10 protein-coding genes and 2 pseudogenes are annotated in these 16,431 nt (G+C 72.1%); 5 read left to right on the top strand and 7 right to left on the bottom strand.

The annotated features are described in order from the left end of the window. Positions 1-370: 370 nt before the first annotated feature. Positions 371-2,140: a TIGR03767 family metallophosphoesterase gene (locus ACFY2L_RS05115; RefSeq protein WP_390821503.1), complete on the top strand. Its 1,770-nt coding sequence runs from the start codon at positions 371-373 to the stop codon at positions 2,138-2,140. A 27-nt stretch (positions 2,141-2,167) separates the two neighbouring features. On the opposite strand, the gene ACFY2L_RS05110 is transcribed toward ACFY2L_RS05115, so the two are convergent. Then, a complete protein-coding gene (locus tag ACFY2L_RS05110; RefSeq protein WP_390821502.1) occupies positions 2,168-3,244 on the bottom strand; it encodes a hypothetical protein in 1,077 nt (358 codons plus the stop codon). Positions 3,245-3,448: 204 nt separating this feature from the next. Continuing rightward, positions 3,449-6,040, bottom strand: coding sequence for an aminopeptidase N (pepN, locus tag ACFY2L_RS05105; protein WP_390821501.1), 2,592 nt, complete (start codon positions 6,038-6,040; stop codon positions 3,449-3,451). A gap of 151 nt (positions 6,041-6,191) precedes the next feature. On the opposite strand from pepN, the gene ACFY2L_RS05100 reads away from it, so the two are divergent. Both ACFY2L_RS05100 and ACFY2L_RS05095 read left to right on the top strand, forming a co-directional pair. Beyond that, positions 6,192-6,836 (top strand): DsbA family protein, encoded by a 645-nt coding sequence (locus ACFY2L_RS05100; protein WP_390659931.1) that lies wholly within the window; start codon positions 6,192-6,194, stop codon positions 6,834-6,836. A 57-nt stretch (positions 6,837-6,893) separates the two neighbouring features. Further along, complete coding sequence (locus ACFY2L_RS05095) at positions 6,894-7,670, top strand: SAM-dependent methyltransferase (RefSeq protein ID WP_390659930.1); 777 nt, start codon at positions 6,894-6,896, stop codon at positions 7,668-7,670. 51 nt (positions 7,671-7,721) lie between these two features. Here ACFY2L_RS05095 and ACFY2L_RS05090 read toward each other — a convergent pair whose 3' ends face one another. The 3 genes and pseudogenes from ACFY2L_RS05090 to ACFY2L_RS05080 all read right to left on the bottom strand — a co-directional run. Beyond that, entirely contained in the window at positions 7,722-9,098 is a 1,377-nt protein-coding gene (locus ACFY2L_RS05090) for an amino acid permease (RefSeq protein WP_390821500.1), read from the bottom strand. A gap of 232 nt (positions 9,099-9,330) precedes the next feature. Next, positions 9,331-9,900, bottom strand: a pseudogene (locus ACFY2L_RS05085) (ABC transporter permease); the annotation flags it as partial. Positions 9,901-9,907: 7 nt separating this feature from the next. Beyond that, a pseudogene (locus tag ACFY2L_RS05080) lies at positions 9,908-10,435 on the bottom strand (ABC transporter substrate-binding protein); the annotation flags it as partial. Between the two features lie 416 nt (positions 10,436-10,851). Between ACFY2L_RS05080 and ACFY2L_RS05075 the strand changes: the two are divergent. After that, positions 10,852-11,427, top strand: coding sequence for a biotin transporter BioY (locus ACFY2L_RS05075; RefSeq protein ID WP_390659928.1), 576 nt, complete (start codon positions 10,852-10,854; stop codon positions 11,425-11,427). A gap of 490 nt (positions 11,428-11,917) precedes the next feature. On the opposite strand, the gene ACFY2L_RS05070 is transcribed toward ACFY2L_RS05075, so the two are convergent. After that, complete coding sequence (locus ACFY2L_RS05070) at positions 11,918-12,631, bottom strand: hypothetical protein (RefSeq protein WP_390659927.1); 714 nt, start codon at positions 12,629-12,631, stop codon at positions 11,918-11,920. 135 nt (positions 12,632-12,766) lie between these two features. Between ACFY2L_RS05070 and ACFY2L_RS05065 the strand changes: the two genes are divergently transcribed. Further along, positions 12,767-14,860 (top strand): serine/threonine-protein kinase, encoded by a 2,094-nt coding sequence (locus ACFY2L_RS05065; RefSeq protein ID WP_390821499.1) that lies wholly within the window; start codon positions 12,767-12,769, stop codon positions 14,858-14,860. On the opposite strand, the gene ACFY2L_RS05060 is transcribed toward ACFY2L_RS05065, so the two are convergent. After that, entirely contained in the window at positions 14,847-16,346 is a 1,500-nt protein-coding gene (locus tag ACFY2L_RS05060; RefSeq protein WP_390821498.1) for an amino acid permease, read from the bottom strand. The genes ACFY2L_RS05065 and ACFY2L_RS05060 overlap by 14 nt on opposite strands. Between the last annotated feature and the right edge of the window lie 85 nt (positions 16,347-16,431).

Below are 16,431 nucleotides of genomic sequence, written 5' to 3'. Positions count from 1 at the left end.
TTCCCCCCCCCGTTGTGTTTGGGGGGGCCCGCCGGGCCCCGCGGGGGGGGGGGGGGGGGCCCCCCCCCCCCCCGGGGGCCCCCCCGGGGGGGCCACGGGGGGTATTTGGCGCCCACGACCCAGGGCCCGTTGCGACTCTCCGGTTACCCCGTCGGATGAACACGGAGTGACCGGTTCCCGGCCGTGCGAGGAGCGGCCGAGGTCGGCCGGGGGTGCCCGTGATCCACGTACGGCGATCGGCGTTCCGCGTTGCCGAGGCGTTCACGCGCAGGCCATACCCGGTGTCGAGCATCCGGTACGAGCGGGACGTTCGCGGCTGCGGCCGGCCCGCGTCCACTGCCGACGCGTTCGCACTCGGGGAGATCGCGCCATGTCGCGCACACGCTCTGTCACGTCCTCCGTGCTGGGGGTCGACCGTCGTACCGTCCTCGCCGCCACCGCGGCCGTCTCCGCCTCCGCGGGCGTCGGTTACGCCCTGCGGCCCACCGACAGCCAGGCCGCGTCCGGCCGGCCCCCGGCCCCGGCCCGGGAGGCCGCGGTGGCCGGGCCCTCCGCCGCACCGCTCGCCCCCTACACCCGGGGCACCACCCTCGCCTCCGTCGCCGCCCCGCGCGCCGGCTCCGGCTACCGCCGTCTCGGCAGCGCCGCCGGCTGGCAGCGCGTCGTCCGCGGCGACCTCGCCGCCCCCAAGTCCGGGCGTGCGGGCCGCCGTACGACACTCGCCGCCTTCGTGCAGCTCACGGACCTGCATCTGATCGACAGTCAGCATCCGCTGCGCCTGGAGTACCTGCGGGCGGCGAGCGAGATCTCCTGGCGGCCGCACGAGGCGCTGACCGTGCAGGGCGCGGTCTCGCTGATCGAACGGGTCAACGCGCTGCGGGCCGCCCCCGTCACCGGCGCCCCGCTGGACTTCGTCGTCACCACCGGCGACAACACCGACAACAACGCCCACACCGAGCTGGACTGGTACCTGACGGTGATGAGTGGCGGCCGCGTCACCCCCAACTCCGGCGACCCGCGCCACTACGAGGGCGTCCAGAACAGCGGCATCCCCCTGTACTGGCAGCCCGACTCCGCCTCCCGCGACTCCTACAAGCAGCGCGGCTTCCCCCACCTGGACGGCTTCCTGGCCGCCGCGATCCGCGAGGTCAACAGCCCCGGCCTGACCCTCCCCTGGTACTCCACCGTCGGCAACCACGACGCGATGCCGCTCGGCTGCTACGCGCACGGCGACTCCTGGCTCGCCGAGTTCGCGGTGGGCGGCCGCAAGCTCATGGAACTGACCGCCGCCGAGGCCACGAGACTCCAGCGGAGCATCAGCCAGGACCGGGACCCCCGGGGCACGGTCGTCCGCGACCTGCTGAAGTCCAAGACCCGCGCCCTGCGCACGGTCACCCCGGACGAGCGCCGCGCCCCCTACACCCCCGCCGACCACCTCAGGGCCCACCTGGACCCGGCCCACCGGGGTGCGGGCCCGGTCGGCCACGGCTACACGGCCGCCAACCTGGCCGAGGGCACCCAGTACTACACCTTCCCGGTGGCCGAGAACGTCCTCGGCATCAGCCTCGACACCACCGACCCCGGCGGCCACTACAACGGCTCGATCGGCACCGCCCAGCTGGAGTGGCTGGACGCGACCCTGCGCGCCCACCGGGACGCGTACGCGATCGTCTTCAGCCACCACACCGGCGAGAGCATGTCCAACACCCGCCCCGACCCGGCCCGCCCCGGGGAGCGGCGGCACACCGGTGCCGAACTCACGGCCCTCCTCGGCCGCCACCGCAACGTCGTCGCCTGGGTGAACGGCCACATCCACCGCAACGACATCACCCCGCACCGGGGCTCGGCGGGCGGCGGCCCCTTCTGGGAGGTCTCCACGGCCTCCCACGTGGAGTTCCCGCAGCTGGCACGGGTGATCGAGCTGGTCGACAACAAGGACGGCACCCTCTCCCTGCACACCACCCTCGTCGAGTCGGCCGCCCCGCACCGCACCGACTTCACCGACCTCTCCCAGACCGGCCTGGCCGCCCTCTACCGGGAGCTGTCGGCGAACGCCCGCTCCGACGGCGCGCGGCTCGGCGGCGAGCCGGAGGACCGCAACACCGAGCTGGTGCTGCCGAAGCCCCGAAAGGGGCGGTGAACCGCACGTCCTCACCCCGGTCCGTGACTATCGGGGCAGGACCACGACATACGCGGCCGGGTCGCGGTCCCCCGAGGCCGTCAGGGCCGTGCGGACCACGGCCGCCTGCTGTTCCGCCGCGTCCCTCAGCTTCTTCGGTGTGATGTACACGACGGTGATGCCCAGCCGCTCCAGGTGCTCACGCTTGCGGGCGTACTCCGACCACGTCGCGTCGTCGTCCTGCCGGTGACCCCGGCGGGGTGCGCGGGTGTCCAGCTCGATCGCCACGGCCTGCTCCGGCCAGTAGGCGTCCAGGCCGCCGAGGTGCGGTCCGCCCGGCAGCCTGAGGTCCACGTTCCAGACCGGGTCGGGGAGGCCGTGCTCGCTCACCATGCGGTAGAGACGGGCCTCCGCGATCGAGCGGCCCTCGGCCAGCAGCGAGTCCACCGCGTCCACCACGTGCGGGCGGCTCAGCAGCTTCGCGTCGTTCAGCTCCCGCACCACGGCCGCCGGTTCGCAGTGCCCCGCGCGTACCGCCTCGGACAGCAGACGCCGTACCGCTCCCGCGTCCGTCATCCCCGCCACCGCGTCGGCCAGGGCGCGCGGGACGGGCGCCACCGGAACTCCGGTGGCCTGCACGGGGGCCGGCAGGCTCGCCGTGCGGATGACGTGGGCGCAGCCGGTCGAGCGCAGCCGGCGCAGCCGCGGGACCAGGACGTCGATCCGCTCCAGGGACGGGAGCGGGGGAGCGGCCGTGAACCCGTGCAGGGTGAGCGCGGCCAGACCGGTGATCATCGCCGCCTGGTACGCCGGTCCCTGCGGGCGGTCGCCGGCGGCGGGGTCCGGCTGGAGGGGCACCCCGGTCGGCGGCGGCACCTCGCGGGCCGCGTACAGCAGCACCGCGTGCAGCCGCTCCTCGCTGGTCGGCGGTCCCGGGTGGAGCAGGAACACGCCCGGCAGGATCTGCTGCCAGGGGCCGCCGGGGCGGCACTGCTCGGTGGTCTCGGCCGGGGAGACGCCGTGCGAGCGGAGCTGGGCCGCCGTCAGGACACGGTGCCCGCCGGTGCGGGAGAGGTGGCGCAGCGGGCGGGGGGAGGCCGGGGGGAGCGGCGCGTTGTGGTTCATGCAACGGGCATTCCGCGCTCGATCCTTCCCTTAACCGCTGTTACACGCCTGTCGACAAACCTGGACAAGATCGCCCTAAAGGACGGATGTTCGGATGCCGAGTAGGCATCGAAAACCCCTGGTCCCGACGGGCGGGGCCAGGGGTTACGGGGTCGATTGCCCGGATTCCGTAACGATCACCGTCGGCGGAATTCATGGCCAGAGCTAGTGGTGTTCTTCGGCCCTCGCGTCACACGCCTGTCCGCGCAGGCCCCGCGCCAGGTCGTCCCACGCCTCCAGGACCAGCCGGCGCAGCGCCGGCGGCGCCGAGTCGTGGGCGGCCAGCCAGACGTCCGTCTCCACCAGCGTCTGAGGGGAGTCCTGGAGGGAGGGGAACAGGCCCTTCACGATGGTCATCGCGATCTGGATGGACCGCTCGGACCACACGCGCCCGATCGAGGCGAAGTACTTCTGCGCGTACGGCGCCAGCAGCTCCCGCTGCGAGGGCTGGTTGAAGCCGGCGATGGTCGCCTCCACCAGGGCGTTGGAGAGGTCCTCGGACTCCACCAGCTGCGCCCACGCCTGCGCCTTGACCGCCGCCGAGGGGCGGGCGGCCAGACAGCGCACCTGATGACGCCTGCCGGAGGCGGTGTCGTCCCGGGCCAGCTCGGCCTCCAGCGCCTTCTCGTCGGCGTACCCGTGCGCGACCAGCGGCTCCAGGAACGTCCACCGCAGCTCCTGGTCCACCTCCAGCCCCTCGACGACCGACGTGCCGTCCAGCAGACCCTGCAGCAGTTCGAAGCCCGCCTGGTCCTCGGCCGTCTGCGCGAAGAACCGCGCCCACGCCAGCTGGTGCTCACTGCCCGGCTCGGCGGCGTACAGCTCGCGCTCGGCGCCCTCCGCCAGCAGCCGCGCGCCGGTCGCGCGCAGCGGCGGCGCCACGTAGTGCACCAGCGCCGACTCCGCCCACGCGTGCAGCATCTGCAGCACGCCGATGTCCGACTCCCGTCCCGCGAACCGCAGCACCAGGGCGATGAAGTCCCGCGCCGGCAGCATCGCGTCCCGGGTGAGGTTCCACAGCGCAGACCAGCACAGGGCGCGGGCCAGCGGGTCGGCGATGTCGCCCAGGTGCGAGCGCAGCGTGTCCAGCGAGGTCTCGTCGAAGCGGATCTTGCAGTACGTCAGGTCCTCGTCGTTGACCAGGACCAGCTCCGGTGCCTCCCGGCCCGCCAGGTCCGTCACGACCGTGCGCGGCCCGTCGACGTCCGCCTCGGTGCGCGCGTACCGCACCAGACGGCCCGCCTCGCGGCGGTACAGGCCGATCGCCACCCGGTGCGGCCGCAGCTCCGGGTGGGACTCCGGCGCCTCCTGGACCACCGCCAGCTCGGCGATCCGGCCCTGCGCGTCCAGCAGCACCTGCGGCGTCAGCGCGTTCACGCCCGCCGTCTGCAGCCAGGACCGCGCCCACGCCCCCATGTCCCGGCCGCTGGTCTCCGCGAGGACCGACAGCAGGTCACCGAGCCGGGTGTTGCCGTACGCGTGCCGCTTGAAGTAGCGGCGGGCGCCCTCCAGGAACGCGTCCCGGCCGACGTACGCCACCAGCTGCTTGAGCACGCTGGCGCCCTTGGCGTAGGTGATGCCGTCGAAGTTGAGCTTGGCGTCCTGCAGGTCGCGGATGTCGGCGGTGATCGGGTGGGTGGAGGGGAGCTGGTCGGCGCGGTACGCCCAGGCCTTGCGGCGGTTGGCGAAGGTGATCCAGCCCTCGGTGAAGCGGGTGGCGCCGACCAGGGAGAAGGACCCCATGAAGTCCGCGAAGGACTCCTTCAGCCACAGGTCGTCCCACCACTCCATGGTGACCAGGTCGCCGAACCACATGTGCGCCATCTCGTGCAGGATGACGTTCGCCCGGCTCTCGTACGACAGCCGCGTCACCTTCCCCCGGAAGATGTACTCCTCCCGGAAGGTCACCAGCCCCGGGTTCTCCATCGCCCCCAGGTTGTACTCGGGCACGAACGCCTGGTCGTACTTCCCGAAGGGGTACGGGTAGTCGAAGTGGTCGTGGAAGAAGTCCAGGCCCTGCTTGGTGATCAGGAAGACGTCCTCGGCGTCGAAGTGGGGCGCCAGACCCTTGCGGCACAGGGCGCCCAGGGGGATCTCCAGGGTCGTGCCGTCCCCGAGGTCACGGGTGTAGGAGTCCGTGACGTAGTGGTAGGGGCCGGCCACCACACAGGTGATGTACGTCGAGATCGGCTTCGTCTCCGCGAACCGCCAGACCCCGTCCGCGCGTTCGCCCTCGCCGTTGCTCCACACCGTCCACTCCTCGGGCGCCCGCACCTCGAAGCGGAACGGCGCCTTGAGGTCGGGCTGCTCGAAGTTCGCGAAGACCCGGCGCGAGTCGGCCGGCTCGTACTGGGTGTAGAGGTAGACCTCGCCGTCCTCCGGGTCGACGAACCGGTGCAGGCCCTCACCGGTGCGGGAGTAGGCGCACCGGGCGTCGACGACCAGCTCGTTCTCCGCGGCCAGGTCCTCCAGCAGGATCCGGGTGCCGTCGAAGACCTCCCCCGGGTCCAGGTCGCGGCCGTTGAGGGAGACGGAGGTCACGCTGGGCGCGACCAGGTCCGCGAAGCTCGACGCGCCCGGCTCGTTGCAGCGGAAGCGGATCGTGGTGACCGAGCGGAAGGTGCGCGGACCCGACCCGTCCTCGTCGTCCCGGTCGCCCACCGCCGACCGCACGTCGAGGGACACGTCGTACCCGTCGACGGACAGCAGGGCGGCCCGCTCCCGGGCCTCGTCGCGGGACAGGTTCTCACCGGGCACGGGCGGTACTCCCTCGTCAGTGGCCAGACGTTCTTGGACAGGAGCGATCCTGCCACGCGCCCCTGACCCCGGGCAGCAGGGAATGTGCCGCACGGACGACGGTGTTGACGGGGGAAAGGCCTTTTCTCTTGAAGATCTCCTGAGGAGACACATGTCCGAGAAGACCCCCGTCGACTTCTGGTTCGACCCGCTGTGCCCCTGGGCCTGGATGACCTCCCGGTGGGTCCTGGAAGTCGAGAAGGTCCGTGACATCGAGGTGCGCTGGCACGTCATGAGCCTCGCCGTCCTCAACGAGAACAAGCTGGACGAGCTGCCCGAGGAGTACCGCGAGATGCTCGCGGTGAAGGCCTGGCAGCCGGTGCGCGTGGTCACCGCCGCCTGGCAGCTGCACGGCGCCGACGTCCTCGGCCCGCTCTACACCGCCCTCGGCACCCGCTTCCACAACAAGGGCGAGGGCGCGACGGTCGAGGCCATCGCGGGCGCGCTCAAGGACGTCGGTCTGCCCGCCTCGCTGATCGAGTACGCCGAGCAGACGGACTTCGAGTTCGACGCCCAGCTGCGCGCCTCCCACAAGGAGGGCATCGAGAAGGTCGGCCAGGACGTCGGCACCCCCGTCATCGCCGTCCCCGGCCCCGACGGCGAGCAGATCGCCTTCTTCGGCCCGGTCGTCACCCCCGCTCCCCAGGGTGAGGAGGCCGCCCGGCTGTGGGACGGCACCCTCGCGGTCGCCTCGGTCCCCGGCTTCTACGAGATCAAGCGCACCCGCACCAAGGGCCCGGACTTCAGCAACCTGTGACGACTCCCGCGCAGGAACACCCCCGCGAGCCGCCCTCGCGGGGGCACCATTGCCTGCATGACGGAGATCGACACCTCGGTACCCCACTCGGCCCGCATCTGGAACTACTGGCTGGGCGGCAAGGACAACTACCCGGTGGACGAGGCGGCCGGCGACGCCTACACCGCCGTCTTCCCCGGCATCGTCACCATCGCCCGCAGCAGCCGCGCCTTCCTCGGCCGCAGCATCCGGTACCTGGTCCAGGAGGCGGGCGTCCGCCAGTTCCTCGACGTCGGCACCGGACTTCCCACGGTCGACAACACCCACGAGGTCGCCCAGCGTCTCGCCCCCGAGTCGAGGATCGTCTACGTCGACAACGACCCCCTGGTCCTCGCCCACGCCCGCGCCCTGCTCAGCTCCACCCCTGAGGGCGCGACCGCCTACGAGGACCTCAGCCTCTACGACCCGGAGCGCATCCTGGAGGCCGCGGCCAGGACCCTCGACCTCACCCGCCCCACCGCCCTGATCCTCAGCGGCATCCTCGGGCACGTCGACGGCTACGAGCGCGCCCGCGACCTCGTCCGCGCCCTCCTGGCCGGCCTCCCCTCCGGCAGCCACCTCTCCCTCAACGAGGGCTCCCGCGGCACCGACCCCGCCTACGAACACGCTCAGGACGCCTACAACGAGACCGGCGCGGTCCCGTACTTCCTGCGTCCTGTCGACGAGATCGAGGGCTATTTCGAGGGCCTGGAGCTGGTCGGGCCGGGCGTCGTCTCCGTCCCGCTGTGGCGACCGGAGCCGGGCACCCACCCGACGCCGGTCGGCCAGCACGGCGGCGTGGGCCGCAAGCCCTGAACAGGCGGGGAACGCGGCCGGCGGGCCCGCACCGAGACCCGTGGGGCCTCGTCAGCCCGCGGACCGCCGCCGCTGCCAGGCGTACCCGGCCGCGGCCAGGAACGCCGTCATGCCGCCCGACGAGTACAGCTGCACCCGGGTGCCCGGCTCCCGGGCCATCAGGACGAACACCGCCGCCATGCCCGCCAGCGCGCACCAGGTCAGCACGGGGAACGCCCACATCCGCACGGCGAGCCGCTGCGGCTCCTCCCGCTCCAGCCGGCGGCGCAGCCGCAGCTGGGAGACGGCCACGAAGATCCACACGACCAGGATCACCGCGCCGATCATGTTCAGCAGCCAGGGGAACACGTCGTCCGGCCGCCAGTGGCTCAGCACCACGCAGACCAGCCCGAAGACACTGGAGGCGAGGACCGCGGGGCGCGGGACACCGCCGGGCGCCCGGCCCAGCGCCTTCGGGCCGTGGCCGCGCTCCACCAGCGAGTGGGCGATGCGCGAGGCGCCGTAGATGTTGGCGTTCATCGCGCTCAGCAGCGCGGCCAGCACCACCACGTTCATCACCTGACCGGCGCCGGGGATGCCGAGATGGTCGAGGGCGGCGACGTACGGGCCCTTCTCGACGACCGCCTCGGAGTCCCAGGGAACGAGCGTGACGACGACCGCCATCGAGCCGACGTAGAACAGCGCGATCCGCCACATCGCCGTACGGACCGCGCCCGCCACGCCCCGGACCGGGTCCTGCGACTCGGCCGCGGCGATGGTCACCGTCTCCAGGCCGCCGTACGCGAAGACGGAGGCGAGCAGGCCGACCACCAGGCCCTCGCCACCGTTCGGGAGGAGGTCGCCGAGGTGCGACGTCCCCGGGGAGTCCGTCCCGGGCAGCAGCCCGGCGATCGCCAGCACGCCCAGGACCAGGAACAGGGTGATCGCGCCGACCTTCAGCGCCGCGAACCAGAACTCGAACTCGCCGAAGTTCTTCACGGCGGCCAGGTTCGTCCCGCAGAACACCAGCAGGAACAGCGCGACCCAGGCCCACTCGGGCGTGCCCGGCAGCCAGCCCGCGACGATCTTCGCGGCGCCGATGCCCTCCAGCCCGACGGCCGTGCACAGCAGCACCCAGAAGGCCCAGCCGACGGTGAAGCCCGCCCAGGGGCCGAACGCCCGCTCGGCGTGCGCCGAGAACGAGCCCGACGACGGATACGCGGCCGACATCTCGCCGAGCATCCGCATCACCAGCATCACGAGGAGACCGGAGAGGGCGTAGGCGAGGACGATCGACGGACCGGCCGCGGCGATCCCCGCACCCGAACCGACGAAGAGACCCGCGCCGATGACGCCGCCGAGGGCGATCATCGACAGATGGCGCTGCTGGAGACCGTGCGAGAGAGGGGCGTCCGACTCTTGTGGAGTGCTGACGGTGGTGCTGGGCATGGGCGTGGTGCGTCCAATGCGTGAGACGGGCAAAAACGCCCACAGTCTGGGCAGCCCCTCCGCTCCCACGGAGGGGCTGCCCACGATCCGGACGGACCCGGTACCGACCGTGCCTGCGCCGCTACGGAGGTGTAGTGCGCGGCGTCGCCCCCGATCGAGCAGCTCTCCTTGCCCTGGGCAGGCCGAGCGGCAGGGCCGCGAGGCCCTCGCCGAGGCCGGCCTGAAGGGCTGTGAACCGAACCCTCGACAGGCCCTGCACCTCGGCGAGTTCGACGAACCGGTGGTCGATGCCGGACAGCGCGGCGTGCGCGTTCAGGTAGATCGGGATCTAGACGACGATGGCGATGATCGCGATCTTGAAGGTCTCGCCGATGCCCAGCCACAGGATGAACAGCGGAATCAGACCGAGGACCGGGATCGCCCGGTTGAGCTGCACGGTTCCGTCGATCAGCGCCTCCCCGGCCCGGCTGAGCCCGGACGCGAGGGCGAGCAGCACGCCCGCGGTCAGACCGATCACGAAGCCGTACCCGGCGCGTTCGAGGGAGGTGAGGACGTCGGTGGGCAGGGTCCCGTCGGACCACAGGCGGACGCCGGTGTTCAGCACCGTCCACGGCGCCGGGACCGCGCCGGGGTCGAGCCGGCCGGCGGCGGAGGCCGCCGCCCACAGGGAGAACAGGACGAGGGGGCCGGCCAGACGGGCGGCGGGGAGGCGTTTGCCGGGCGCGAGGCTGCGACGGCGCCTGCGCGGCTGCTCGGCGGCCACCGCCACGGGGGCGGCCGTGACCGGCACGGTGGTGGTCATGACGGGATCAACTCCGGTACTCGGCGGGCACGGACCGCGCGGCGATGGCCTCGAAGCGGTGGTCGAAGAGGGAGGAGACGTCGAACTTCTTCACGAAGCCGCCCTCCGCGAGCAGGTCCGCGGTCTCCTGCTCCCAGGCGACGGCCTCGTCCCAGCTCGGCGGGTACAGCGGCTTGTTGGCGAGCTCGGAGACCGCCCGGGCCTGGGCGAGGGTCAGGTTCTGCGCCTTGACGTAGAACTCCTCGTTCCAGATGTCGGGGTTCTCGTACTGCCACACCTGGCCCCTGGCCCACTGCGGGACGTACGCGGCGACGGCGGCCGCCTTCGCCCCGTCGTTCAGCACGGTCGCCGGCGCCCACAGCAGGTTCAGCAGGTCGACGACGTCGGTGGTGATGGTGCGCGCGCCCTTGGACCCGTACTGCCGCAGATAGGCGGGCGCCTGGCTGTTGGCGAGCGGTGCGATGTCGACTTGGCCGGACTGCAGGGCGGTGAGGAACTGGTTGCTGGTCAGCGGGACGAGCTTCACGTCGTCGTAGCGTCCTCGGGAACGGGGCCGACACGTCTCGGAAGCCGAGGCGCGCCACAGCCGCGCCTCAGACCGGGCGGCGACAGGTGGCCGTGCCCTGGCGTCGCAGGTCGACATAGCGACGCGACGTGAAGTTCCGGGCTTGGGCAACCATGGCTGGAAGAGTAGGGCAGGGAAGGTGAATCCGACCAGAGCGCTAGGATTCCTTTGGCGAGAGTTCACAATCCGCCGAGACGGTGCCAGGTGAGTGAAACCTCTTCACCTCAGTGATCGTTGTCACGCCGCGGCCGGTGTAACCGACATCCTTTGTGTGGAGCCCACCAACCTTCCGTCACCCTCTTTGTCGATCGCTGACGGTGGGGGGCTCACCGGCGCTGGGATAGCGTCGCGGTGTCCCGAACCGCCCTTCTCACCGCGGAGTCCCCATGAGCACCGCCGCCGCCAGCGCCCGCCCCGGAGAGGTCCTCGCCGACCTCCTGCCCGCGTCCCGCGTCCGTGATGTCGCGCTGGTGCTCGGCGGCGCCGCGCTCACCGGTCTCGCCGCCCAGATCGCGGTGCCGGTTCCCGGCTCCCCGGTCCCGGTGACCGGCCAGACCTTCGCCGCGCTCCTGGTCGGCACCTCCCTCGGTGTCCGGCGCGGCGTGTCCGCGCTCGTCGTGTACGCCCTGGCCGGCCTCGCCGGTGTGCCGTGGTTCGCCGGCGGCTCCTCCGGCATCTCCGTCTCCTTCGGCTACATCCTCGGCATGATCCTCGCGTCCGCCGCCGTGGGCGCCCTCGCCCGCCGGGGCGCGGACCGCAGCGTGTGGCGCACCGCGGGCGCGATGCTCGTCGGCGAGGCGATCATCTACGCCGTCGGCGTCCCGTACCTGGCCTACGCGGCCGGCCTCCCCCTCTCCACCGCGATCGCGGTCGGTCTCACCCCCTTCCTGATCGGCGACGCGATCAAGGCGGCCCTGGCGATGGGCCTGCTGCCCACCGCCTGGAAGCTCGCCGACCGCTAGGGGGTGTTTCGAAAGTCCCGCACAGCACCCGCGGCGCCCGGCACGCACCCTCGCCGCACCGGCCAAAGGCCCAAGCAGCTCCGCTACGAGGGCCTTCGTCCGGCACGCCGAGGGCACGCACCGAACACCACGGGCACCGCACAGGACTTTCGAAACACCCCCTAGGCCCGCTCCTGGCCGTACCGGAGGAGGTTCGCCGGGTCGTACCGCGACCTGACCTCGGCGAGCCTCTTCCGCGTTTCCGGGCCGAAGAGCCCGTCGGCCCGGTCACCGGCCCGAAGGCGTTCGGCGCGGCCCTCCCCGGCGCCCCGCCCAGGTGATCGCCCCGCACGACACCCGGACGCGAAGGCGGTGGTTCCCGATCCCCGGGGGCCGCCGCCTTCGCCCTTTCTCCCTCTCGGCGTGGTCCACCTGCCCCGGCGTCCGGCCCGGTGAGCCCGAGCAGCCGGCCGCCCCGCTCGGCACGGCGGCCTCCCCGTAGCAGGCGTGGTCAGCTCTCCGGCCGCCGCCGGGCCCACCACAGCCCGGCCGTCCCCGCCACGAGCAGGGACACCCCGGTCGCGCCGAGCGGCAGCAGGTCCCGCCCGACGCCCGTCCGGGGCAGTTCGTCGCCGCTGGGCGCGGCGGGCGTGTTGTCGGTGCCCAGGAGCAGCGGGGTGGCCGGGGCGTTCGGCGACGGGTTCGCCGTACCGAACGGCACCGGGCCCTGCTGCCAGAACGTCTTCTTCCCGTCCCCGGTCTGGACGGGCAGACAGATCTTCCCGGTCCTGCTCAGATCGAATGTCGCGTCGACGGCGTAGGACTTCGACGCCCCCGCCGCGAGATTGCCGACGGGGCAGGAGAAACCGCTGTTCGAACCTTCCGGAAGGTCCTTCTCCGCGATGGCGGTGCACCCCTCGACGTTTTTCACCGTCAGGCCGTCGAATCCGACGACCAAGGTCCTGATCTTTCCGCTGTCCTTCGTCCCCTCGTTCTTCACCGTCGCGGTGATCGCCGTTTTCCGTGAGGCGTTGTCGACCGAGATCCGCTCCGGCAGCAGCGTGGTCAGCTTCACCCCGGCCGGCGCCTGGTCCACCGCCTTTCCCCCCTCGGCGCTCCCCGGCCCGGTGTCGTCCGCACCGGCCGGAAGGGAAAGGAGCAGCACCGCCGAGAAAGATGCCGCGACCAGTGATCCGGCGATGGCCGCCGCATGACGAGAACTCATGTTCACCCCCCTTGGCTGCGCCTGAATTCGCAGTACTTGAAGAGGTACCACAAGATTTCTCCGCACTATGCTGGTACGGCATGAATTGGTAGGGCCGGGAATTGGAGGGGGTGCAGTGAATTGCCGGGGAATTCAGTGAGCGGCGGTGTTCCGGGTCTGCTCGTGACGGGGCGCTACCGACTGGTCGAGAGTATCGGCCAGGGAGGAATGGGGCGGGTGTGGCGGGCCACCGACGACATACTCGACCGGCAGGTCGCGGTGAAGGAGATGCGCATCGACGGCCTCGACCCCGAGGACGGCCGCACCCGCCGTGAACGCACCCTGCGCGAGGCCAGGGCCACCGCCCGCATCGACCACCCCAACGTGGTGCGCGTCTACGACGTCGTCGACGAGGGCGAACGCCTGTGGATCGTCATGGAGCTGGTGCCCGGCCGCTCCCTGGAGCAGGTCATGGCCGAGGAGGGTCCGCTGGGGCCGGGCGAGACGGCCAGGGTCGGCCTCGCGCTGGTGGAGGCGCTGCGGCAGGTGCACGCGGGCGGCGTCCTGCACCGGGACATCAAGCCCGGGAACGTGCTGGTGGAGCGCGGCGGACGGGTCGTCCTCACGGACTTCGGGATCGCCGCGATCCAGGACGCCAAGGCGCTGACCATGGTCGGCATGCTGGTCGGTTCGCCCGACTACATGGCCCCCGAGCGCATCTCCGGCCGCCCGCAGGGGCCGCCCTCCGACGTCTGGTCCCTCGGCGCCACCCTCTGCGCGGCCCTCGCCGGCCACTCCCCGTTCTCCCGCGACACCACTCTGGCCACCCTGCACGCCGTCCTCTACGAGGAACCCCGACTCCCCGCCGGAGCGGGCCCGTTGACCGGGATCCTGCAGAGCCTCCTGGCGAAGGAACCTGCGGTCCGGGCCTCCCTGTCCGACCTGGAGTCCGCCCTCCACCCCGTGGCCTTCCCCCCGACCCGCCCCTTGCACACCCCCACCCACCCCGGCATCCCCCTCACCCGCCCGACCCCGCCACCCGGGCAACCGGACGTCTCCGCCGACGGGGCGGCCATCTCCTCCGGCGGGGCGGGAGCTTGTGACGGCGGCGGGTCGGGGGTCGCGGACGGCCGGCCGGATGCGTCGGGCGGCGGACTTGATGTCGCCGGCGGCGGGCGGGGGTTGGCTGCCGGGTCGGGTGTTTCGGGCGGTCGTCCGCCTGTTTCCGCCGATGGGCCGGGGGCCGCTGGCGGCTGGCCAGGTGCCTCTTCCGGTGGCCCGGACGCTTTCGGCGGCGGGACGGGTGTCGGCCCCGACGGGGCGGGTGCCTCGGGCGGCGAGGCTGGTGGCGCTGGAAGCGGGCCGGGGTTCGGCGCCGGGGCGGGTGTCTCCGGCGGTCGGCCGGGTGTCTCCGGGGCGGGTGCCTCGGGTGGCGGGGCGGGATCTTCCGGTGGTGGCTCCCGGGGCCGGGGCGGGGCCGGTTCCTTCGGGCCGGCGCAGGTGCCTACCGAGCGGGGGCCGGCTCCGGTTCCCCTCTTGCAGTCCCGTGCCGCGGCCGTCCCCCCGGGTGGTGAACTTCCCGGCCCCGCGGTCCCCGCCCGCCGCCGGTTGGGCCGGAGGGGCCGGATCGCGGCCGGTGTCGGTGCCGCCGCCGTCGGGATCGTCGTCACGGTCGTGCTGGCGGTGGCCCCCGGCTCGGGCGAGGACGGTGGCCGGGCGGCCGGCGGCTCCTCACCGACACCGACGCCGTCCCCGTCCCGGTCCCCGGTCCCCTCCGCCAGCGGCAGCCCCTCGCCCACCGTCGAGGGGACGTCCAGGCCGCCCAGCCTGCCGCCGGGCGCGCACCAGGAGGCCGGGGGGTTCGCCTGGGCGACGCCCACCGGCTGGCGCCGGGACGTGAAGACGGGCGCGGAGGTGCACTACACCGCCCCGGACGGCACCCAGGAACTCGTCGCCAAGTCCTCCCTGGCCCACGGCGACCTGATGGACACCTGGCGGACCTCCGAGCAGAACGCCCGCCAGGGCCGCGACTACCGCAAGATCCGCCTGGAGAGGACGACGTTCCGGGGCCGCCCGGCGGTCGTCTGGGAGTACGTCTTCAGCCTGCAGGGCACCCGCTGGCACGCCCGGCTGCTCGGCTTCGACCAAGCGGGGAAGTCGTACCAGATCAACACCTGGTACCGGCCGGAAGTGGAGGCGGATGCCCTGAGGACGTACGACGAGGTGAAGGAGAGCTTTACCGTGCTGTGAGCGCCTCGGACTCGTCCTCCGAGCCGTCCTGCGCGCCGTCCTGCGCGCCGTCCCTCGCCCTGTCCTTCGCCACCTTCTCCTTCACGAAGGCGATGGCGACGACCGCCGCGGCCACCAGCACCGACAGCAGCACGGTCGTACGACCGCTGCTCTCGCCCTCGGTGTCGGTCAGCATGTAGCCGAGCACGAACACGATCAGCGCGGCCGTCGCCCAGGTCAGGTACGGGTACAGCCACATCCGCACGACCAGCTTCTCCGGCGCCTCGCGCTGGATGATCCGGCGCATGCGCAGCTGCGAGAAGCAGATGACCAGCCACACGAACAGGGCCACCGCGCCGCTGGAGTTGACGAGGAAGAGGAAGATCGTGTCCGGGGACAGGTAGTTGAAGAAGACGGCGACGAAGCCGAACACCACCGAGGCGAGGATCGCCGTGCGCGGCACGCCCCGGCCGTTGACCCGCGCGAACGACTTCGGCGCGTCGCCCCGCTCACCGAGCGAGTACGCCATGCGGGAGGCCGTGTAGAGGCCGGAGTTGAGACAGGACAGCACCGAGGTCAGCACGATGAAGTTCATGATCTGACCGGCGTGCGCGATGCCGAGGGAGTCGAGGGCGGCGACGTAGGAGCCCTTGTCGGCGATGGCCTTGTCGTCCCAGGGCAGCAGCGTGACGACGACGAAGATCGAGCCGAGGTAGAAGACGCCGATCCGCCAGATGATGCTGTTGGTGGACTTGGTCACGGCCCGCTGCGGGTCCTCGGACTCACCGGCCGCGAGGGTCGCGATCTCGCTGCCCATGAAGGAGAACACGACGAGCAGCACGCCGGTGAGGATGGCGCCGGGGCCGTGGGGCAGGAAGCCGCCGTGCCCGGTGAGGTTGTCCAGTCCCGCCTTGTCGCTGTCGACGCCCGGCAGCACGCCGAACACGGCGAGACCGCCGACGACGATGAACGCGCCGATCGCCACGACCTTGATCCCGGCGAACCAGAACTCGAACTCGCCGTAGGAGCCGACGGAGACCAGGTTGGTGGCGGTCAGCACCACCATCACGATGAGCGCCCATCCCCACTGCGGTACGGCGGGGATCCACCCTTCGAGGATCTTGGCGCCGGCGGTGGCCTCCACGGCCAGCACCACGACCCAGAAGAACCAGTACAGCCAGCCGATGGAGAAGCCGGCCCAGCGGCCGAGCGCCCGGTCGGCGTGGGCCGAGAACGAGCCGGAGGTCGGATTGGCCGCGGACATCTCCCCGAGCATCCGCATCACCAGCACCACGAGCGTGCCGACGAGGGCGTACGAGAGGAGGATGCCGGGCCCGGCGGTGGCGATGCCGGAGCTGGATCCGACGAACAGTCCGGCACCGATGACGCCGCCGATGGCGATCATCGACAGATGACGGTTCTTGAGCCCTGCCTGAAGGCCGGAACCGGGATCTCCGGGGCCTCCGGGGCCGCGGTCGGCCTTCGGAAGGGTCGGCTGCGAAGTCATGGGGATGGATTTCCTTTGCGCCGCTGGGGTGCCATGTAACAGGCCGGACCAGTGAAACGGAGGCGAACGGATTCGTGAACCTCTG

The sequence above is a fragment of the Streptomyces sp. NPDC001381 genome (assembly GCF_042895685.1).
In the GTDB taxonomy this organism is placed as follows: Bacteria; Actinomycetota; Actinomycetes; order Streptomycetales; family Streptomycetaceae; genus Streptomyces.
Note: the sequence above shows the minus strand (reverse complement) of the source record. Positions and strands in the feature narration are given on the sequence as shown.